This window comes from Brevibacillus reuszeri, from assembly GCF_001187725.1.
In the GTDB taxonomy this organism is placed as follows: domain Bacteria; phylum Bacillota; class Bacilli; order Brevibacillales; family Brevibacillaceae; genus Brevibacillus; species Brevibacillus reuszeri.
Map to the genome: position 1 here is coordinate 622,543 of NZ_LGIQ01000005.1, position 20,935 is coordinate 643,477.

20 protein-coding genes are annotated in these 20,935 nt (G+C 48.1%); 12 read left to right on the plus strand and 8 right to left on the minus strand.

All coding sequences use genetic code 11. The features are described 5' to 3' along the window. The first annotated feature begins 129 nt into the window (after window positions 1–129). The 3 genes from ADS79_RS06510 to ADS79_RS06520 are packed head-to-tail and all read left to right on the plus strand — an operon-like array spanning window position 130 to window position 3,495. Window positions 130–1,065, plus strand: a complete 936-nt coding sequence (locus ADS79_RS06510) for a dipeptidase (RefSeq protein ID WP_049738156.1) — start codon at window positions 130–132, stop codon at window positions 1,063–1,065. 43 nt (window positions 1,066–1,108) lie between these two features. Further along, window positions 1,109–2,176, plus strand: a complete 1,068-nt coding sequence (locus ADS79_RS06515; protein ID WP_049738157.1) for a DmpA family aminopeptidase — start codon at window positions 1,109–1,111, stop codon at window positions 2,174–2,176. Next, on the plus strand, window positions 2,173–3,495 hold the full coding sequence (locus ADS79_RS06520) for a serine hydrolase domain-containing protein (RefSeq protein ID WP_049737598.1): 1,323 nt from the start codon (window positions 2,173–2,175) through the stop codon (window positions 3,493–3,495). The genes ADS79_RS06515 and ADS79_RS06520 overlap by 4 nt, the downstream gene beginning before the upstream one ends. An 81-nt stretch (window positions 3,496–3,576) precedes the next feature. Here the strand turns inward: ADS79_RS06520 and ADS79_RS06525 are convergent, their stop codons facing one another. Then, window positions 3,577–4,461: a fructose bisphosphate aldolase gene (locus ADS79_RS06525; RefSeq protein WP_049737599.1), complete on the minus strand. Its 885-nt coding sequence runs from the start codon at window positions 4,459–4,461 to the stop codon at window positions 3,577–3,579. A gap of 180 nt (window positions 4,462–4,641) precedes the next feature. Between ADS79_RS06525 and ADS79_RS06530 the strand changes: the two genes are divergently transcribed. The 9 genes from ADS79_RS06530 (at window position 4,642) to ADS79_RS06570 (ending at window position 14,410) form a co-directional block, all read left to right on the plus strand. Beyond that, the gene (locus ADS79_RS06530) at window positions 4,642–5,319 is read left to right on the plus strand and encodes a response regulator transcription factor (RefSeq protein WP_049737600.1); all 678 of its coding nucleotides are present in this window, start codon (window positions 4,642–4,644) and stop codon (window positions 5,317–5,319) included. Further along, the gene (locus tag ADS79_RS06535; RefSeq protein ID WP_049737601.1) at window positions 5,316–7,139 is read left to right on the plus strand and encodes a sensor histidine kinase; all 1,824 of its coding nucleotides are present in this window, start codon (window positions 5,316–5,318) and stop codon (window positions 7,137–7,139) included. Before ADS79_RS06530 ends, ADS79_RS06535 begins: the two co-directional genes overlap by 4 nt. Before the next feature lie 242 nt (window positions 7,140–7,381). Further along, window positions 7,382–8,062 (plus strand): GDSL-type esterase/lipase family protein, encoded by a 681-nt coding sequence (locus tag ADS79_RS06540; protein ID WP_049737602.1) that lies wholly within the window; start codon window positions 7,382–7,384, stop codon window positions 8,060–8,062. 36 nt (window positions 8,063–8,098) lie between these two features. Next, a complete protein-coding gene (locus ADS79_RS06545) occupies window positions 8,099–9,505 on the plus strand; it encodes an MBOAT family O-acyltransferase (protein WP_049737603.1) in 1,407 nt (468 codons plus the stop codon). Between the two features lie 14 nt (window positions 9,506–9,519). Further along, window positions 9,520–10,668 carry a DHHW family protein gene (locus ADS79_RS06550; RefSeq protein WP_049737604.1) on the plus strand — a complete coding sequence of 383 codons (1,149 nt, stop codon included), beginning with the start codon at window positions 9,520–9,522 and terminating at the stop codon, window positions 10,666–10,668. After that, the gene (locus ADS79_RS06555; RefSeq protein WP_236699904.1) at window positions 10,665–11,153 is read left to right on the plus strand and encodes a DUF4358 domain-containing protein; all 489 of its coding nucleotides are present in this window, start codon (window positions 10,665–10,667) and stop codon (window positions 11,151–11,153) included. The genes ADS79_RS06550 and ADS79_RS06555 overlap by 4 nt, the downstream gene beginning before the upstream one ends. Window positions 11,154–11,266: 113 nt before the next feature. Beyond that, window positions 11,267–12,607, plus strand: coding sequence for an ABC transporter substrate-binding protein (locus tag ADS79_RS06560; RefSeq protein ID WP_049737605.1), 1,341 nt, complete (start codon window positions 11,267–11,269; stop codon window positions 12,605–12,607). An 18-nt stretch (window positions 12,608–12,625) separates the two neighbouring features. Further along, complete coding sequence (locus ADS79_RS06565) at window positions 12,626–13,576, plus strand: carbohydrate ABC transporter permease (protein WP_049737606.1); 951 nt, start codon at window positions 12,626–12,628, stop codon at window positions 13,574–13,576. Next, on the plus strand, window positions 13,577–14,410 hold the full coding sequence (locus tag ADS79_RS06570; RefSeq protein ID WP_049737607.1) for a carbohydrate ABC transporter permease: 834 nt from the start codon (window positions 13,577–13,579) through the stop codon (window positions 14,408–14,410). 74 nt (window positions 14,411–14,484) lie between these two features. Here the strand turns inward: ADS79_RS06570 and ADS79_RS06575 are convergent, their stop codons facing one another. The 7 genes from ADS79_RS06575 to ADS79_RS06605 all read right to left on the minus strand — a co-directional run bounded on the left by ADS79_RS06575 (window position 14,485) and on the right by ADS79_RS06605 (window position 20,924). Then, the gene (locus tag ADS79_RS06575; RefSeq protein WP_049737608.1) at window positions 14,485–14,937 is read right to left on the minus strand and encodes a hypothetical protein; all 453 of its coding nucleotides are present in this window, start codon (window positions 14,935–14,937) and stop codon (window positions 14,485–14,487) included. Window positions 14,938–15,049: 112 nt separating this feature from the next. Further along, the gene (locus ADS79_RS06580) at window positions 15,050–15,949 is read right to left on the minus strand and encodes a DMT family transporter (RefSeq protein WP_049737609.1); all 900 of its coding nucleotides are present in this window, start codon (window positions 15,947–15,949) and stop codon (window positions 15,050–15,052) included. Between the two features lie 40 nt (window positions 15,950–15,989). Further along, on the minus strand, window positions 15,990–17,318 hold the full coding sequence (locus ADS79_RS06585; RefSeq protein ID WP_049737610.1) for a sodium:solute symporter family transporter: 1,329 nt from the start codon (window positions 17,316–17,318) through the stop codon (window positions 15,990–15,992). Continuing rightward, entirely contained in the window at window positions 17,315–18,019 is a 705-nt protein-coding gene (locus ADS79_RS06590; protein WP_049737611.1) for a response regulator transcription factor, read from the minus strand. Before ADS79_RS06590 ends, ADS79_RS06585 begins: the two co-directional genes overlap by 4 nt. A 4-nt stretch (window positions 18,020–18,023) precedes the next feature. Continuing rightward, window positions 18,024–18,812: a sensor histidine kinase gene (locus ADS79_RS06595; protein ID WP_049737612.1), complete on the minus strand. Its 789-nt coding sequence runs from the start codon at window positions 18,810–18,812 to the stop codon at window positions 18,024–18,026. A gap of 94 nt (window positions 18,813–18,906) precedes the next feature. Continuing rightward, the gene (locus ADS79_RS06600) at window positions 18,907–19,896 is read right to left on the minus strand and encodes an ABC transporter ATP-binding protein (RefSeq protein WP_049737613.1); all 990 of its coding nucleotides are present in this window, start codon (window positions 19,894–19,896) and stop codon (window positions 18,907–18,909) included. Window positions 19,897–19,901: 5 nt separating this feature from the next. Continuing rightward, window positions 19,902–20,924 (minus strand): ABC transporter ATP-binding protein, encoded by a 1,023-nt coding sequence (locus ADS79_RS06605; protein ID WP_049737614.1) that lies wholly within the window; start codon window positions 20,922–20,924, stop codon window positions 19,902–19,904. Window positions 20,925–20,935: the final 11 nt, after the last annotated feature.

Sequence of the window (20,935 nt, forward strand, 5' to 3'; positions counted from 1 at the left end):
TCCATTATGCAAATTTTTGAAGATGCCTATAGTAATATTTTATTGGAATCGCTCTCCAAAATACCTTACCGTAAAATCAGGAGAATAGGTAGTATGCTTTAAAGAAAAAAATGAGGGACGGCGATGGTTATGACAAGCATGAATATCATTGATTTTCATTGTGATGCATTGTTGAAAATCTGGGAAAAACAAGGGAATCTGGCCTTTGCGGATGCAGAGGAGCTGGACATCAACAAACAGCGCCTGCTGCAAGGCGGAGTCAAGGTGCAATGCTTTGCCATCTTTACGTCTCCAGATATGTCGTCTGAGCAAAGATTTCAGGTAGCATTGGATCAAATCCACTATTTTTATGTAGAAGTACTGGGAAAAAATCCTGAGATGAAGCAAATTCGGGAATGGCACGAGCTGGATCTGCTACAGGAAGGTGAAATCGGCGCGATCCTGACGCTGGAGGGAGTCGAGCCGATCGGCAATGATCTGAAAAAGCTGAACATTCTTTATCAGTTGGGTGTGCGCTCGGTAGGACTAACATGGAATCCGGCGAATCTGGCAGCAGACGGAGTCCTGGAGCCAAGGAATGCGGGACTGACTTTGTTTGGCAAAGAAATCATTCACTTTCATAACGAGCATAAAATTTTGACCGACGTTTCTCACCTGTCTGAGACGAGCTTTTGGGATACAATGGAAATAGCGAAATATCCGATCGCCAGTCATTCCAATGCAAGAGCAATATGTGATCATCCGCGGAATTTGAATGATGAGCAGGCAAAAGCGATGTTTGCAAAAGACGCAAACGTGCATGTCGTCTATTGCCCGATGTTTATCAAAGAATCAGGTGTAACCACGATTGACGATTTGATTAGACATATCGAGCATTTCTGCTCACTGGGTGGAGTACGGAATATCGGATTGGGCTCTGATTTTGATGGCATCACGACAAAGGTAGTTGGGCTGGAGCATGCGGGTGTCAGCCAAAATTTGATTAATGAGCTGCTCAAGCGATATACAGAGGATGAAGTACGCGGCTTTGCTTACGAAAACTTTTTGCGCAATCGCCCTCGGTAAGCATTCCTTGCCGAGGTGACGACAGAAAGGACTGGAATGAATGATGACTCAAAAGAAAAGGCAAAAAATTCGGGAATATGGAATTACGATCGGACAGCTCCCCACAGGGGAAAAGAATGATATTACGGACGTAGCAGGCGTGCGCGTAGGTCATGTGACCATGAAAGAGGAACTTGCGGGAGCAGACGAGGAGTATGCTTGCACAGGTGTGACCGCGATATTGCCACATGGAGACAGTCTGTTCCGAGAAAAAGTAACCGCTGCCAGCTATGTGATAAACGGCTTTGGCAAAACGACGGGGCTGGTTCAAGTAAACGAGCTTGGTGTGATCGAGTCGCCAATTATGCTGACCAACACCTTCTCCGTGCCGGCTGTCACGCAGGGCACGCTTCAGTACATGCTCGACACGAATGAGGAGATCGGCGATACGACAGGGACGATTAACATCGTGGTTGGCGAATGCAATGATGGGCATCTCAATTCGATCCGGCGCTGTGTCGTAAGGCCAGAGGATGCACGCGAAGCGATTCTGCGTGCTTCTGATGCTCCCGTCGAGGAAGGGGCGGTAGGTGCCGGGACAGGCATGGTTGCCTTTGGCTACAAGGGCGGCATCGGTTCTTCTTCACGTGTAATTACGCTCGATGAGCAGTCGTTTACAGTGGGGGCACTGGTGCTCAGCAATTTTGGAAGCAAGTCAGAATTTTTAGGAGACAAGCTGTTTGCTGAAAAGATGAAGGAAGCGCCTTCTGTTGAAAAAGCAGAGGACGGCTCGATTATCATGGTGCTTGCTACAAATGCGCCACTAAGTGATAGACAGCTGCTCCGCGTTGCAAAGCGGGCCGGAATCGGCCTTGGACGTACAGGAAGTCATTTTGGGCATGGCAGTGGCGATATTGTGATTGCCTTTTCTACGGCTCAGCGCATGATGCACAAGTCAGAGAGCTATCAGGAAACACGCGTGCAGGTGCGGGAGGATCATCCGATCATGAACCAGCTGTTTGCAGCTGCAGCTGAGGCAACGGAAGAAGCCATCTATAATTCACTGACACAAGCGGTAACGACAAAAGGGAGAAAAGGACGCACCGTCCATGCATGGGGGGAAATGCCATGAATCTCGCACTTGAATCGAAGCTGGACGCATACGTAGAAGCGTTCATGGAGGAGCATCGCATACCAGGGCTTTCTCTTGCCATCTCGCGAGATGGTCAAATTATGTATCAAAAAGGCTTTGGAGTACGTGATCTGGATACGAGGGAGCCCGTTACACCAGAAACTTTGTTTGGGATTGCCTCTGTCACCAAGTCGTTCACGGCAGTTGCAATCATGCAGCTGGTGGCGGCAGGCAAGCTTTCTCTGGATGATCCTGTGAAAAAATACATTCCATCTTTTCGGCCAGGTGGACAAGCAGACCCCGAAAAAATCAAGATCCGGCATCTTTTGTCTCACACATCAGGAGTACCTCCGCTATTGCGCCGTGAGGAATTGACGAAATTAAACGACCATTTGGAGTATGTAGGGGCGCTTGCATACGAGCCTCTAGGAGAGCCAGGTGAGTACATCAGCTACTGCAATGACATGTTTTTGCTGCTCGGGGCCATCATCGAGCGCGTAACAGGACGACTCTACCGCAGATATATGACGAATCAGCTGTTGGAGCCACTTGAGATGCATCGGAGCACATTTAGTCTCGAAGAGGTAGCGCGTCTGGATGATGTATCTGTCCCCTATGTGCAAAGAGGGGACGGCAATCCAGTCGAGAAGGCAACATGGCCAACGCTCGGAAATTATGAGGTCGGCGGCGGGATTCGCTCCAACGTTGTCGACTTGATGAAATACGGTCAGCTGTTTGTCAATGAAGGCTGCTATGAGAATAAAGAAATAGCGAGTGCAGCGCTGCTACGCACGATGTGGCAGCCTGTCCACAAAGTGACGAGAAATGCTTGGTACGGCTACGCGCTCAAAATGACTCCTGATTATGAGGGAGTGACACTTGTTGAGCACGGGGGAGGGCAGCCAGGAGTATCCTCCAACTTCGGATTTGTACCAGAAAAAGGACTGGTAGTCGCTGTCCTGTCCAATCTCGACAACGTACCGGTGCGCAATGTATGGCTCGCCGCTGTCAATGCGGCGATGGGGCTGCCAGTTGAGCAAAAAGAGCCGCAGGAGCCAACCTACGAAGCGAGCAAAGACGAGCTGGAGAGACTGGTCGGGACATATCGCTCGGCAGAAGGTGGAGATTTACGCATTTTTCTGCGTGATGGAAATCCAGTAGCTGACGTAGCGGGAGCCGAGTTTGAGCTGCGTGCAAGTGCTGGCGACACGCTCGTTTTTGTGCAAGGTGAAATGCCCCTCCGCTTCTTTTTCAAGGCAGAACGCCAGGCTTGGGCTGCTTTACTCGGGCTGCGGATGCTGGTTCGGGAGAAAGTCTAGAGCGTATTCTCTGCCATATAAAAAAATCCCGTTTCACAATCAACGTGGAACGGGATTTTTGCTGTCTAATTTTTTACAGGATTACAGGGAGGCTTTGTAAATGCTTTGAACGGACGAAGAAAGTGTCGCATTGAATTCCTCGTCGGACTGCCCGGCAGCAAGGTCCTGCGACAAGGCGCGGGAGAAGCTGGCGATCAATCCGTCGTTGCGGGACAGCTTTTCGTTTGCTTCTGCTTGCGAGTAGCCGCCTGACAAAGCAACGATTCGCACGACATGTGGATCGTCCATGAGATCGCGGTAGAAGTTATCTTCTGTCGGTATAGACAGCTTCAGCATGATTTTCACATCTTTGCCAAGTGCGGCTAATTGAGTGGAAATCTCATCCTTCAACAACTTTTCTGATGCTGCCTTATCCGCACTGTAAATATCCACTTCCGGTTCAATAATCGGAACCAGTCCCATCTGCGCGATTTGGTTGCCGATCGCAAACTGTTGCTCCACGACTTTTTTGATCCCAGCAGGATTGGCTTCCTTGATCACCGAACGCATTTTCGTGCCGAAGATATTGCGCGAAACTGCCCGCTTTAGCAGGTCATCCAGACCGGAGATCGGCTTCATGAGCTGAACGCCGTCTTCCAGCTCGGCAAGCCCTTTATCGACTTTCAAAAAAGGCACGATGCCTTTTTTCTCCCAAAGATAATCGGCGGTCAATTGCCCGTCAATAAAACGATCCATCGTGTTCTCAAAAAGAATGGCACCCAAAATATGCTCGGAATCAAACGCAGGACTTTTGATAATACGCGTTCTCATCTCATGCACAAGGGCATACATCTCTTCTTCCGTAGAATAGCTACTCTCCGTAATACCGTATTGCAACAGCGCCTTAGGCGTGCTTCCACCACTTTGGTCCAAGGCAGCGATAAACCCTTTTCCCGTGTGGATTCGATCCAATTGCTTCGTATTCATGCGTGAGTCTCCTTCCTTTTTCAGAACGTAAATGGCATCTTGAACGATTTCATTATAGCACCTTTCGTTACAGGTATACTCTTGAACGTGTTTGTCTAGTTTTTGCAATCGTGATAGGATAACCAGTAAATCAGGCAGGTACAGAAGTGCTGCTTTCACAAAACGTAGTGGGGTTGTTGCATGGCAAAGACGATATTGATTGTGGAAGACGAACCTATTTTACGGGAAGTCATCAAGGATTATTTGCTCGAGGAAGGTTTTGAAGTATTGGAGGCGGGCGATGGGAAACAGGCGTTGGCGACATTCCAGGAGCATGACTTGCATTTGATTATTTTGGACATCATGCTGCCTGAACTGGACGGATGGTCAGTGTGCCAGCGCATTCGCAAGGTGTCGAACGTACCGATCATCATGCTGACCGCGCGTTCAGACGAGGATGATACATTGCTTGGCTTCGAGCTGGGCGCAGACGACTATGTAACGAAGCCATACAGTCCTGCCATACTACTGGCACGGGCAAAACGGCTACTGCAAAGACGAGATCACCCTGAATCAGAGGACGATACCCTGTCCATCAGCGGTATTACCGTCCATTTCCCATCCCGTACCGTTTCGGTCGACGGGGCGAGCTGCAACTTGACGCATACGGAATTTGAAATTTTGGCGTATCTGATGAAAAATAAAGGGATCATTATCTCAAGGGAACAATTAATCACGAAAATTTGGGGATATGATTTCGTTGGGGACGATCGTACGGTCAACAGTCATGTTCGCAATCTACGTTCCAAGCTGGGTGAGCATGCCAAATTCATCGTCACCGTCGTTCGATCAGGCTATAAATTCGAGGATCAGCCATGAAAAGAGGAATTGTGCGGAAGCTGTTTCTCGTAACGACCGGGTTGTGTCTGTTCATTTTGGCGATCATTTTTGTGGGACAAACCGTATTCTTCAAACAATTTTATGAGCATCAAAAGGTAGAAGATGTGAAGACAGCTCTCCAGTCTTATCAAGAGGACTACCTGAAAAATGACAGCGGCGCAGAGGACACGGCCAAACTCGAACAGGAATTTTATCAAAAACACAACACCTGGATTACGGTCGTAGATGCCATGGGCAATCTCGAACAGCTCGACGATTTTTTCATGGAGGTCAGGCTGGAGCGCTCCGACAACTTCCCTGAGCTTTCGGGTAAAACGATAACCATTCCGCTGTACACTGTCATGCAGGTGGAGGACTTCAGCAGAGGCACTTCGTTTCCTGGTCCATGGATCAAAGAAGGGGAAGGGATCGCCATTGAAGGCTTGATCATGAATAATCATCTGGTGCCGCAGCGGATGGGAAGAAGTAGACGCAATTTGAGAGAGGAAGATCAACTGGCGAACCAGCAGATGGTGAATAAAGAATATGAAGTCGTTCCCCGATTTAAGAATCCGATTGCTTATCATGAAAAATATCCTTCTGTGCTTGTCAGCGGAACCATTATGAAAGTTCGGATTCCAGATGGGTCAGGAATCTCGCGCTATACCAACCATTTGTTTCTGAATCGGATAAAAGCCTTTCAAGCGGATCTTCTATACGGAGACTATGACAGCAGCGCAAACGAAAGTCAGATGATGAGCTTTGAAGAAAACCATGTGAATTACAAAATATTCGTGGACCGCATCGAAGATCGAAAAGGGAAGACCGCATACATGTTTGCGATGACTTCTCTGCAGCCCGTGAACGATGCTGCGAGAGTGATGCAGCGATACTATATTTATATCATCGTCGCCACACTGCTGCTCGTGCTCTTGGCATCGTTCTATTTTTCCCGCTGGCTTGCCCGTCCGCTGCTGCGGATCAACCAGACAACACAAAAAATGGCTAGACTGGACTTTTCTGAGAAAATTCAGGTAACAACCAACGATGAGATTGGCGAGCTATCGAGCAATATCAACGAGCTTTCGGAACGTCTGCATTCCCACATCAATCGGCTGGAGCAAGACATTGAGAAGGAAAAGCAGCTGGAGAATACGCGTAAAGAATTTATTTCCGGGGTGTCGCATGAATTGAAAACCCCGTTAAGCGTCATTCAAAGCTGCCTCTCTATCCTTCGAGACGGAGTAGCGAGCCATAAGCGGGAGCATTATTTTGCGGCGATGGAAGATGAAGTGAAAAGGATGGATTTGCTGATCGTAGATATGCTCGAGCTGGCCAAGTATGAATCGGGCACATATAAGCTGAAGCTGGACTCGTTTTATATCGATTCGGTGATTGAACACATCTGCCGCAATTTGCAGTTGCAGATGGAGAACAAACAACTGCGCTTGCATACCCGGCTTGCTCCGGTCGAAGTTGTGGCTAATCAAAGCCGGATTGAGCAGGTGATCGTTAATTTTCTCACCAACGCCATTCGCTACACACCAGAACAAGAATCCATCATGGTGTCGGCCATTGAAGAGCTGAATACCGTGAAGGTAATCATCGAAAATAAGGGGGCCCATATTCCAGAGGAGCAATTGGAGAAGATATGGGATCGTTTCTATCGTGGCGAGCCTTCCCGTCAGCGTTCAAGTGGAGGAACCGGGCTTGGACTTGCTATCGCCAAGAAGCTACTGGAGCTGCATGACATACCGTATGGTGCAAGGAATACATCAGAAGGTGTGATGTTCTATTTTTATCTGAACAAAAAAGAGTAGGCAATTTCAGACACAAGGAGCTTTCCTTAAGGGTTTTTTTGACCTTTGGGGGAAGCTTCTTTTTTTTGTTGCTGCGCAGCTCCCTGCCGCGCCATGTTTCTATAATTCAAATTGATAGAATCTGCATCTGATCTTTATCTCGCCCTAGTAAACTCTCTGTGGAACGGACAAGAAAGAGGGGGAGGCTCAATACAGACGGCATGAGGAAAGAGATGAATTTCAAATAAGGAGAGAACAATAAAATGGTAAAAAAAGTAATTTCAATGCTGTTCATGGGAAGCATCGCTTTGGCATTGTCAGCATGCGGCAATGAGCAAGCTGGCCAAAACCAACAAAGTACGTCATCCCACATTCAAGCCAATCCAGCGGAGGCAGCAACTGCAGCTTCCTATAAAACAATCTTTCAAAACAGCGTGTTTCTGGGTGATTCCATTACAGAGGGGTTGTCCTACCATGACATTTTGGAGGAGGCAAATGTAATGGGAGACGCGGGAAAGATAACCGAGCTGGCGTTAGAAGACATCGATGATTTGACCAAGCGCAACCCGAAACATGTGTTCATCATGCTGGGATCGGATGATCTCTTGCTGCCTCCCCAAATAACCGACAACCCCATGCAATATTCGCTGAAGTATTACGAGAAATTGATAGAGGGTATCAAGAGGAAGCTTCCCGAAGCATCCATAACGGTTTTATCGGTTACTCCGGTCACGGCAGAAGTGGAGCAGGAAACGCCAGCTTACAAACATATCAGCGAGTATAATCACTGGCTGAAAGAACTGGCTGCCAAGCAAAAGATCGCGTATGCGGACGTATCCTCCATCGCTTCGGACGATCAGGATGTGTACACTTCGGACGGCATTCATTTTAAACCCAAGTTTTATACCCGTATGCTGGACTTTCTGAAAGATCAGGTGAATTAACCTGCAAACGGGTCAACGAATGGAGGTGACGGGTGATTGGTCTTTAGCAGCCTTGTATTTCTATTCCTTTTTCTACCGGTAACTATTCTGATCTACTACGCATCGCCCAATACGCTCAGAAATGCCGTCCTGCTCATCGCAAGCCTGATTTTTTATGCATGGGGCGAGCCTGTCTACATTTTCCTCATGATCTTCTCAACCGTATTTGACTATGTGAATGGGATTCTAATCGAGAAATACAGGCACCGCAAGGCGATTGCGCGCGGTGTTCTGCTCCTATCCTTGATGGGAAGCTTGGGAATTCTGGGCTTCTTCAAATATGCTGGCTTCGTCATCGACAATGTGAATTTGTTGTTTGCCTTGAACTTGCAGGCAGAAGCGCTTCCACTCCCGGTAGGGATATCCTTCTACACATTCCAAACGATGTCTTACGTTATCGACGTCTACCGGGGGAAGGTGTCTGTTCAGAGGAATCTGATTTCCTTCGGAGCCTACGTGACGATGTTTCCGCAGCTTGTCGCAGGACCGATTGTCAAATACGGAGAGATTGTCGAGCAATTGACCACCCGCAAGGTCACACTGGACCGGTTCGGGGAAGGGGCGGAATTAGTGATTACGGGACTCGCGAAAAAGGTGCTTCTCGCCAATAATATCGGACTATTGTGGACGAGTGTGAAAGCGGCGCCTGCGGGGGAGTTGTCGGTTCTTTCAGCCTGGCTGGGCATTATCGCTTTCACTTTTCAAATTTATTTTGATTTTAGCGGGTATTCAGATATGGCGCGCGGTTTAGGGAAAATGTTTGGCTTTGAATTCATGGAAAATTTTCGATATCCCTATATTTCTAAAAGTATTACGGAATTCTGGCGGAGGTGGCATATTTCTCTGGGGACCTGGTTCCGTGAATATATCTATATTCCGCTCGGAGGCAATCGGGTTGGTATGCAGAAGCAATTCAGAAACCTGTTTGTGGTGTGGTTTGTCACTGGATTGTGGCATGGAGCGAGCTGGAATTTTATCATATGGGGTCTGTATTTTGGCTTTTTTGTCACGGCCGAAAAGCTGTTTCTCTTGAAATGGCTTCAGCGCTTGCCGGCCTTCATCAGCCATGTCTACACACTGTTCATCGTGATCATCGGCTGGGTATTTTTCGAATTTGAGCATCTATCCGCAGCCATGACCTTCATCGGAACGATGTTTGGCGTGGGAGCACATGGATTCGTGGACGACCAGTCGCTTTACGATTTGTCAACGAACATTCTGCTGCTGCTCATCCTTGGACTCTGTGCTACCCCGGTGCCTCGCAAAGCGCTGTTGTCTATCAGAAGCAGGTTTGCACGATTCGGATCGGTTGCCGCTTTTGGCCTTTCTTTCATCCTGATCGTGGTGTCAACAGCCTATCTGGTACATGTAACGTACAATCCATTCCTATACTTTCGTTTTTAAGGAGGGGATATATTTTGAAGGGATGCGTCCAAGCCTACTATCGAGCAATCGCCATTTTGCTGCTGCTGTTTACTGGAGCGATATTAGCTGTCAACCTCTTGACCCCAATTGAAGACTTTTCTGAATCGGAGAACCGGATGCTGCAGCAGCTCCCGAAATTCTCGCTTTCCAAACTGCTGTCAGGCAAGTTTGCTTCTGAATTTGAAGCGTACCTATCTGACCAGTTTATGCTAAGGGACCTGTGGATTGGACTTAAGGCCAATGTTGATCGGGGGATGGGGAAGAAAGAGAGCAACGGAGTTTACCTCGGCAAGGACGGGTATTTGCTTCAAAAGTTTACCCGTCCCAATCAGGGAGATGTACAAGACAAGATAAAAGCCATTCAAGCTTTTGACGAGGCTTCGCCCAAGCTTCGCAAATATGTGATGCTGGTCCCTACGGCTGTTACTGTGCTTGCGGACAAATTGCCGCACTATGCCTCAGGCGGTGATGAACGGACCTACTCTGACAAGGTCAGGAGAGCTCTTCCCGACCGTATTCGATGGATCGATGTATATCCGGCACTGGAGGCAAACAAAGATCAGCCGATCTATTATAAAACAGACCATCACTGGACGACCAAGGGTGCTTTCATCGCCTATCGGGAGCTGGGGAGGTCGATGGGATTTACACCAAAGTACGAAGAGGATTTCACCATTCGCCAGGTCACCAGCGGGTTCTATGGTTCTCTGTATTCGAAAAGCGGGTTCAGGCACGTACAGTCTGACTCCATTGAGCTTTACGAGCCGAAGGAGCCAGAGAGCTTAACCGTGGAGAATGTCGATGAGCAGAAAAGCTCAGATTCGATGTACGCCATGGATAATCTCGCCAAGAAGGATAAATACACCGTGTTTTTCAATGGGAATCACGGCTTGATCCGAATCACAACGAGTAGTCAGGAGAAAAGAAGGCTGCTCGTCGTCAAGGATTCGTATGCCAACAGCTTTCTCCCCTTTTTGACGCCACATTTCAGCGAAATTGACGTAGTGGATCTCAGGTATTACGACGGGGATGTATGGAAACTTGCGAGAGAGCGGCACATGGATGAAATGCTGATCTTGTATAACACCACTACCTTTTTTGAAGATCCGTCCATAAAAAAAGTAGGAGGGCAAGAACGATGATGAGCAAAAGAAATCGGAAGGGTCTGTCTGTCCTGTCTGTCGTCATGATCTTATGCGGGAATTTGGTAGGTTGTTCCGGCATGAACGAAGACAGCAAGGACGTTTCCGTAAGTGCAGTTGAGGAGCGTATCAAGCAAGCTGTCTCATTGGAAGAGATGGAAAAAGGGGATATGAACAGGCTCAAGAAGCTGTACCATATCGACGAAAAGGAAGTCCAGGACTTCGTACTTTATACCGCAGTCTCCAACGTAAAGGCGAATGAACTGGTTGTGATTAAAGTGAAACAGGCGGATCAAGTAGAGAGCGTTCAGGAAAAAATCAGAGAGAGGATCGAGGCTCAGAAGGTTAAGCTGAAGGACTACCGCCCGAAGGAATTTTACCTCGTCGAGCGATATGTATTAAAAGCCAATCAATCCTATATTTTGTTTGTAGTTTCTGAGGATGCTGATACAATCGAAGCTGCGTTTGACGAAGCCCTTTCCTAACAGCGAAAACGAGTAAAGATAATGCAAAGATTGGTAAAGATAGTAAAACTAATTATTCTGAATATTTATTATAATACGAACTGTCCTGCAAATATCAGTAAGGGGGTTCGTATATGGGAATTCGTTCCTGGATTTCGATGGCACTACAGATGAGTATCGTGACAGCTTTATTGGTAGGATGTAGCCAGCCTTCTGCCGTACCAGACGCTCAGGCACCGTCGTCGGGAACAGGCGATGAGAGAAGTGGACAAACCGTCAGATTAAAGATGGTTGAGAGCATTACGAGTCCACAACGGACCGAGCTGCTAAAAGGGATGCTCGCCCAGTTTGAAGAAAAAAATCCGGGCATCAAGGTCGATTTGATTTCCCCTCCGTTTGAGGGAGCAGACCAAAAAATTACGCAAATGCTCATGGCAAAGGAAGAGCTGGATGTACTGGAAGTGCGGGAATTCAATGCGAAGCAGTTTTCGATGAATGGCTTTATCGAGAATCTGCAGCCGTACACGGACAAATGGCAAAATTACGATCAGCTCACAGACGTAGCCAAGCGCCGCGCGACATGGGTCGATAACACCCCGTACTACATTCCGAATGGGCTGTATCAGCGGGTTCTGTATTACCGGACAGACTGGTTCAAGGAAGCGGGCATAGAGGTGCCGAAAACGTGGGACGAGCTGTTGACAGCAGGGAAAAAACTGACCGATCCCGCCAAAAACCGCTTCGGCTACAGCTTCCGTGGCGGCTCGACCGGCTGGGATTACGCGCTGATCACGATGTGGGCATACAACGGTACACAAGTTGACCCGGCTTCCGCCTTTTTCTTAAAGGATGGACGCACACTCTTCTCTACACCGGAGTCTCTGGAAGCCATGCGTTACTACAAGCAGCTTTATAAAGAAGCATCGCCAGCGGATTCGGTCAGCTGGGGCTTTCAGGAGATGGTTCAGGGCTTTGTAGCAGGCTCTACAGCCATGCTCATTCAAGACCCTGACGTGATTGACGGCGCCAAAGAAAAGATGGAGGAAGGTACATGGGCTACTGCCCCTATCCCCGTAGGACCATCTGGAGTGGCACAGCAAGTCGTAGGCGGACCGGGCTGGGGGATGACTGCGTATTCCAAGCATAAGGAAGAGGCGTGGAAGCTGATCGAATTCCTATCTGATCCTGAGCAAGCTACGCTATTTGCCAAGAAGACATCTGTCATTCCTGTCGTGAAGAGTGCAGCCGAAGATGAGTTTTACAAGACAGGCTACTTCAAGCCGTTCATCGAAATGAATCAGCAGCCGTCTACATTCCTGGATGTTTCCAGACCAGTCGACTACAAAGGCTGGGGAGCATGGCAAAGCACGGCAGACAAAGACATTCAGAGCTATTTATTAGACCAGCTGTCTGTAGAGGATCTCTTGAAGAAGTGGGATCAATATTGGTCGAAAGAAAAGGCAGAACGGAAATAGGCGAGGGGGAAGACAGTCTTGCAAACAGAAAAACCCATCGTCATGAAGACGAAGAAGCTCGCTTCGGAACGGAAAAAAACATTTCGCGTCTCGAAGGAAGGAGTGTTCATCCTCCTATGCCTTTTGCCAGCGTTCCTGTTTGTTTTGGTATTTACGTACTATCCGCTTTTGCGCGGCGTGATTATGTCCTTTCAAAACTACACCTTGTTTGATCTCTTAAATATCGAGTTTATCGGATTGGACAATTTTGTAAATGTAGTCACGAGTCCCGAATTCCCACGGGTTGCGATGAACAGCTTTTACTGGGTCGTCATCTCCTTGTTCTTTCAGCTGCTGTTTGGCTTTGCGCTTGCTCTGATGATGCGCCGTCGTTTTCGGGGGAGGGGAATTTATCAAGCGTTCGTCTTCTTCCCGTGGGCTATGTCCGGCTTTCTGATCGGATTGATTTGGCGCTGGATGTTCAATGCACAGTTTGGCGTAATCAATGATCTGTTAATCAGGTTTGGCTTGGTTGATGCGCCGATCCCTTTTTTGGCGGATGGAAAATGGGCGATGGCTGCGGTCATTATCGCCAATATTTGGTATGGCGTCGCTTTCTTTGCGATCATGATTCTGGCTGCACTTCAGTCGATTCCCGAGGAGCTGTATGAAGCAGCAGCGATGGATGGAGCAGGGCGCTTCCAACAGTTTTGGAGTGTAACACTGCCGTATATCATGCCAACCATGCTCGTAACGATTTTGCTTAGAGTGATCTGGATACTGAATTTCCCGGATATCATCTATTCGATGACAAATGGAGGTCCCGCAGGCTCAACGCATATTTTTGCGACTTACATGATCGATAAAGTGATCTTCGGCCAGGATTATGGACAAGCATCAGCAATTGGCGTCATTATCGTATTGATTCTCCTTCTGTTTACGGTTTTCTACGTGAAAGCGACCAAAGTGGAGAAGGGAGGGGACTTTTAGATGGACCGCGATCATCTCTGGTGGAAAACAGGCAGAGTAGTTGTCCTGGGTGGCTTTTTGGCTTTTGCCATTTTTCCTCTGTACTGGATTGTAATCACATCGCTGAAGGGTCAGAAGGAGATCTTTTCTCTGCCGATCAGCTATTGGCCTGAGCAGGTTACATTTTTGAATTACATTGAAATTTTTCGAATATCCCACTTTCAGGTGTACATTTGGAACAGCTTTCTCGTATCGCTTGTCGCATCGTCCATTGTCGTTGTGATTGCAATGCTCGGCGGCTATGTGCTGGCACGCTTTTCCTTCCGGGGCAAGCGTCAGGTCATGTTCGGGTTTCTGATTACCCAAATGATCCCGATGTTCATCGGAATGGCGCCACTGTATGTCATGATGTCCAAAATGCATATCTTAAACAGCCTGGCCTCTCTCATGCTAATCTACACGGTCATGCTGATTCCGTTTTGTACAATCATCATGTCTGGGTTTTTCCAGCGTATCCCGACCGCTTTGGAGGAAGCAGCGATGATGGACGGCTGCTCCCGAATCAGCGCCTTGTTTCGCGTCATCGTCCCGATCATGCTCCCAGGGATTGCAGCTACATTCATCTTTGCCTTTGTACAGTGCTGGAATGAGCTGATTATGGCGGTGTTGTTCATTGATGAAGAGTCCGTAAAAACGATTCCGGTTGCGATGAACGCCTTTATTAAAAAGTACGATATTGAGTGGGGAGCGATGTCAGCAGCGACTGTTCTCTCTGTCATCCCTACCATGCTATTGTTTGCGTTTTGCCAGAAGTACCTCGTTGAAGGACTGACACAGGGTGCGGTAAAAGGTTGACCCGTCGTTTGCGCATAAAAAGAGCACTCTCCCTAGCGGAAAGTGCTCTTTTGATTATGATCAGCTTGTGTTTTTTACGATGGGGTGTTTACCAGCTCAAAGCGCACGATGGTATCGCCTGAATCAGTTCGCTTTTCCAGCTCGACAATTCGCCAGTTTTTGGAGATGGCTTGTCTCACCCAAGAGAGTGCATGGTCTTTTAACGGCACCCGATCCAATGAGTCGCCATTGATCTGATAGTCCCTGTCTGCCTGAATATCATAGCGCTTATTCAAAAGAAATTTAATTCCGTTAAAAGTCGTGAACTTGATCTGATAGCCATCACGGATTGCGGTCTCCAGCGTATGTGGATCGTTTTTGGACAGATCGAACAGATGGGTGAAATCGAATTTACCGCCTTCTACATCCAAAAAAGCTTCGGTGTTCTCGGATCGCAGCTTGTGAATGATTTCTTCATCAACAAATCCATGGGAACGAGCTGCCTCCAGCAACATCATTTCCCATTGCGATAGCTTTACGATAGACATGGATAGCTCCTCCTCACTTTACTGCTAGTATACTCCAGAGGATTTGTAAATCTCAACCACAATTCCGACCTTTTTTGTATGAAAAGGATTTTTCGATGCTTTGAAACAGGCATTACGAGGAGAAAGACTTGAGCTTACGTTGTTGAAGCTGCTTCGGATCTTTGGAGGTAGTCGTCAAGGTTACGCCACCAATGATCAGCACCGCACCAAATAATTGAACAGCCGTAACCGGCTTCGCCAGGAGGAAAAATCCAAAGACCATAGCGATAAAAGGCTCCAGGTTGGAAAACATCGCTGCTTTGGCAGCTCCCACCTTTTGCAGCTGACTATTCCAGATCAGCGTCACGATTCCGTGCATGATCACCGCCGTGACAAACAAAAGCAGCCAGGAAGAAAGTCTCGGGCTGATCGTTTCCGTAGGTAGGCTGATGAGCACAAAAGGAAGCATGGAGCCAAATCCGATCAAGTTGGAGAAAAGCGTCGTAACGAGTGGGGGAAGTCGATGTCCGAGCACCCGTACGAGAATAATGGATGCAGCAAACGTGAGCATCGTCAGAAAAATCCACAGAATCCCCGCGTCAAAATGCAGCTCAGCGCCTGTGTAAATCACGAACAGTACACCCGCCGTACCAATAACGGATCCAATCGCCATGCGCCCGGTCAAGGACTCCTTTAAAAGCAAGGCAGCCAAAAGTGCTGTCGTGATTGGCGTTAGGGCCAAAATGAGGGCGGAGGTAGTCGGATCAGCAGTCACAAGACCCTTATAAAACGACCATTGGTTAATAAAGACGCCCACGATCCCAAGTGCCGCTAGCAGCACCCAGTCTTTTCTGGTGAGCGCAGGAATTTTCAAGCGGCCCTTAGCCCAAATCAGCAAAAAGACAGAAATAAACAATAAGCGCATCGCCGACAAAAATAAGGGGGAAAACTCGGCGACCAGCATTTTTCCGAAGACAAAATTACTGCCCCAGGCGGTGACACAAAAGATGAGCAGTAAATAGGAGCGTAGCATGACATTCGTTCCTTTCTGTTCAATCAAAGTGGTATTTTGTTTACTCCGTTCGTTCTGGTGATCGGAAATAATGTTTCCAAAGCCAGGTGACACACAAGTACGCAAGCAAGGTCAGGGCTGTGCTGGAGGAAGCAATCCAGATCGCTTTCATATTGTCCACAAATACCCTGCTGCCATAGCCGGCGGCTAAACCGATGACCGCGCTGATCAAAATGAAATTGTGTGCTTTTCCCTTTGTCAAAACGATAACGATAACAGGCAAAAACAATGAAGCGTAGATGATCCCAAAGAAAAATAACAGGTCAAGCAAAGTTGGTTGAAAATAAAGAGTGAGGCAAAAAGACAAGGCACCGATGGCGATCGCCAGAGTGTAGCTCAAGCGAATCTTTTGCCGCTCTGTAGCGTACGGGCGGAACAATTGATAGACATTATTTACCATGAGGCTGATCATCGAATGAAGACCCGCACCAAAGGCAGACATGATGGCACCAAATGAGCACAGCACAAACAAGATGAGTAAAAACATCGTATCGATTTTCCGTACCAGATCAAAAAGCAGCGAGTAAATATCATCGAAGCCGCCCGTGAAAATCACAATGATGATGAGCGAAGAAAAAGAGAGGGGAACTGTAGCAAAGATCAGTCCAGACAAAAGAAAGGTTGGAACTACCTTTTTTTCCTCCATCATGTACAGTCTCTGCCAGGAAGCCTGATCGACGAAGACTTGTCCAAAGCCGATCAAGAGCCCTGTGATGATAAAAAAGAGACCTTCATAATTGTTTAGCACCAGCAAATACGGATGGTATAGTCGCAAGCCGTTGTAAACATGCTCTACGCCTTTTCCCACAAAAAAGTAGACGGGAATCAGGATCGCCGCCGCAAAGGTAATGACAATTTGAACGATGGCAAACCGGTGGATAGAGCGAATCCCGCCAATTCCGGCAAACAGAACGCAAAAAATAAAAAAGCAGAGCAGACCAAGTGGAATGGGCAGACCAAACAGGATATTCAGAAGCACGCCGCCAGCCATGCCTTGAACGAACATACCCTCAACGGTCGTGATGAGCAAAATGATAATCATCAGCCAGTAGCCAAAAGGATGGAGCTTACCCCGCATGTAGTCTCCGATCGTCATCCCCTCGGAAAATTCACGCCGCACCCTACGCCCCAAAAACCCAAAGGCACTGAGTGCAAATGCTCCCATCAACGCAAAGCCAATTCCGCCAAAGATCCCGTATTTGACCAAAGCCTCAGGCGAACCAAAGATGGTGTTGCCCGTTACCCAGCGAGCGAGAATCGAGACGACCCCAAGACCAATCCCGATCTTGGCGGCACCCATCACATACTCGCGAAATGATAAGTAGGTCAAGTTACATTCCCCTTGTCCCGATATTCTTTCGGTGTTTTTCCGACCACTTTTCGAAAAATGGTGCTGAAGTAATGCTGGCTGTTGAAGCCTGTTCGCTCTGCTACGGTTGAAATGCTCCAGTCCGGGTGGCCAATCAGGAATTTTTTGGACATTTGGATTCGGTATTGCATGAGATATTCGGAAAAGGAGACGCCCACTTCCTCATGAAAACGCCGACTTAAATAAGTAGGGTTGATATGCACCTCGGAAGCCAAATCTGCCAGATTCAGCTTTTCGGCAAATTTTTGATGAATGATGTTCATCGCATCGGAAATGATTCGTGTGTATGCCGAGAGCGCTGGACTCTTTTGATATTTGTTCAAAATCTCGACGAGCTCATTTTCGATGACAGGCTTCGTTATATAATCCACAACACCGAGACGGATGGATTGCTTGGCATAATGAAAATCTTGATAGGCTGTGACGATGATCAGCTCAATCTCCTTATGCTGGGCTCGCAGCTCTTCACCAAGTGCCAATCCTGATTTTCCCGGCAGATTAATATCCAGAAAGGCGAGATGAAGAGGCACCTTCTGACTGATCGCCATGGCTTGACTGCCATCTGCCGCCTTGTACAGGTTCCACAAAGGAAACATCGGCTGGATCAAATACTCCAGTTGTTCCAGCTCTAACGGTTCGTCATCCACTAACAGTACGTTCATGCTCTCACCTCACGTCGATTTGTTCATAAAGAAAGGGCCATTGCACAGTTACATGTGTTCCGCCTTCTGTCACAGGTGACAGGTCCAGGCTAGCATGATCACCAAAACAAAGGTGGAGCCGTCTGCGGATGTTGTCCAATCCGTGACCGCTCTTCTCATGATGTTGGTCGGTTTCTGCTAGATTCTCATCCTGAAAGGCGGTGAGGCCGGAGGAGCCGTTATCGATGACCTCCAGTAGCACATTGTCATCCTTGTGGCTAATGCGAATTTGCAGCAGGGCTTCTCCCATTTTTCGCTCCAGTCCATGCTTGAAGGCATTTTCTACCAGCGTTTGGAGGACGAAAGGAGGGATGGAGGCCAAGAGCAGATCATCGGGACAGTCCAGCTGGATCGAGAGGCGGCTGCCAAAACGCAGCTTTTGAATCTCCAAGTACTGCTCCGTATATTGGATTTCTCTGGACAACGAAATCAGCGGCTCGGTTGACTTGTATTTGAATTTGAGGAACTGGGAGAGAACCTCTAGCGCTCTCACCAGCTCCTTCGTTCGGTTTAGCCTGGCTAGACTCAAGATGACATTTAGCGTATTGAACAGAAAATGGGGCTGAATCTGTTGATTTAATTGATTGTAAAGGGCCTGTTGCAGCTCCTTTTCCAGCTCGATCTTTACATTGCGATTCTCTAATAGATCAATCCGCTTCTCAAAAATAAACAAAAACAATAAAGCAATAGCTCCTATGATAGGAGCCAAGATAAACAACAGAATGAGCAACGTAAAACCCTCGAAGCTTATCATGAGATCCCTTCTGTACGGATGCCGTAGTGATTTTTCGCAGTTACATCATATCATGTTGCCTGAGTTTTATTTTCTTTTTAGAAAAATTTAATCTCTATTGAACGAGATGGCAAGCTACCTGATGGGTATCGTGCAGACTCGTGAGCGCCGGAGCCTCTGTTTTGCAACGCTCCACTGCATGTGGGCAGCGAGTGTGGAAGCGGCATCCCGTTGGCGGATTAATTGGAGATGGTACATCACCGCGCAGGATGATGCGCTCCTGTTTTTTGGTTGCGTCTGGAACTGGAATAGCAGACAAAAGTGCCTGGGTATAAGGATGCTGCGGGTTGTCAAACAGCGATTTCTTATCAGCGATCTCGACGACTTTTCCGAGATACATAACCATGACCCGATCCGAAATGTGGCGAACAACGCCCAAATCGTGCGAGATGAACAAATAGGTTAGCTGAAATTGACGCTGCAATGATTTCAACAGATTCAATACTTGCGCCTGAATGGATACGTCCAGTGCGGATACCGCCTCGTCACAAATAATCAGCTTAGGTTGCATGGCGAGTGCCCGGGCAATCCCGATCCGCTGACGCTGTCCGCCGCTGAATTCGTGCGGGAAGCGGTCAATCTGGTCTGGACGTAATCCTACGTAGCCGAGCAGCTCGATGATTCGCTCGCGACGCTTGCCCGCAGGAACGATGTTTTGAATCGCCAGCGCTTCACCGAGAATTTGGGACACGGATTGACGTGGGTTTAGAGATGCAAATGGGTCCTGAAAAATAACCTGGAGATGCTTGCGCATGTCGCGCATTTGCGACTTGGACATGGCGAGCAAATCTTGTCCCTCAAACAATACGGAGCCGCTCGTTGGTTCGTCCAGACGGAGAATCGCACGACCCGTGGTGGATTTTCCGCAGCCGGATTCGCCAACGATACTGAGTGTCTCCCCTTCGTAAATCGTGAAGCTGATATCATCAACAGCTTTTACGTGATTGACGGTGCGACCAAGGATTCCGCCTTTGATCGGAAAGTGCTGCTTGAGATTGGTTACTTCCAGCAACGGCTTTTTCTTCAATTCTGCTTGTGTAATCATGTTTGTTATACCCCCGTTCCCGTAACAGTCTGGTTGGCGCCGTCCCACTCAGAAGTATAGATCCAGCAGCGCACTTTGCTCCCGTCCTCCTGCTCCAGCAGCTCAGGCAGCTTATCGTGGCACAACTGTGTCGCGTGAGGGCAACGAGGTGCGAAGCGGCAGCCCTGTGGCATATTGAATGGGCTAGGAACGTTTCCTTTGATTGCCTGCAGCTCTTCCACATCCTCATCCAGACGGGGGAGTGAGTTCATCAGACCGACCGTGTACGGATGCTTCGGATTTGCAAACAAGTTTTTCGCTGTTGTATATTCCACAACTTTTCCTGCATACATAACGGCAACGCGGTCACATGTCTCAGCGACGACTCCAAGGTCATGCGTGATCATGATCGTGCTCATGCCCATTTCTTCCTGAAGCTTTTTCATCAGCTCCAAAATTTGCGCCTGAATCGTTACATCCAGAGCAGTAGTCGGTTCGTCAGCGATCAGAATCTCAGGGCGGCAAGCCAGTGCCATCGCAATCATGACACGCTGACGCATACCGCCAGACAGCTCATGTGGTTCTTGTGTCGCACGTTTTTCAGGGGAGGGAATACCGACGAGTCTGAGCATTTCCACAGCTTTTTCCCATGCTTCCTTGCGCCCCATTTTTTGGTGCAAGCGAAACACCTCGGCAATTTGTTCACCCACGGTATATACCGGATTGAGTGAAGTCATTGGCTCCTGAAAAATCATCGAAATCTCGTTCCCACGAATAGAGCGCATCTCGTATTCCGTTTTGATTACGAGGTTTTGCCCTTTAAAGATGATTTCTCCTCCTACAATTTTTCCCGGAGGACTGGCGATCAAACGCAGAATCGAGAGGGAGGTAATACTTTTTCCACAGCCCGATTCACCAACTAGCCCCAGCGTCTCTCCTTTGTTCAGAGAGAAATCAACGCCGTCCACTGCTTTGCTGACGCCATCATCCGTGAAAAAATGCGTTTGCAGGTTGCGAACCTCCAGGATTACATCTTGTTGCTTTGGCATGATTACTCCCT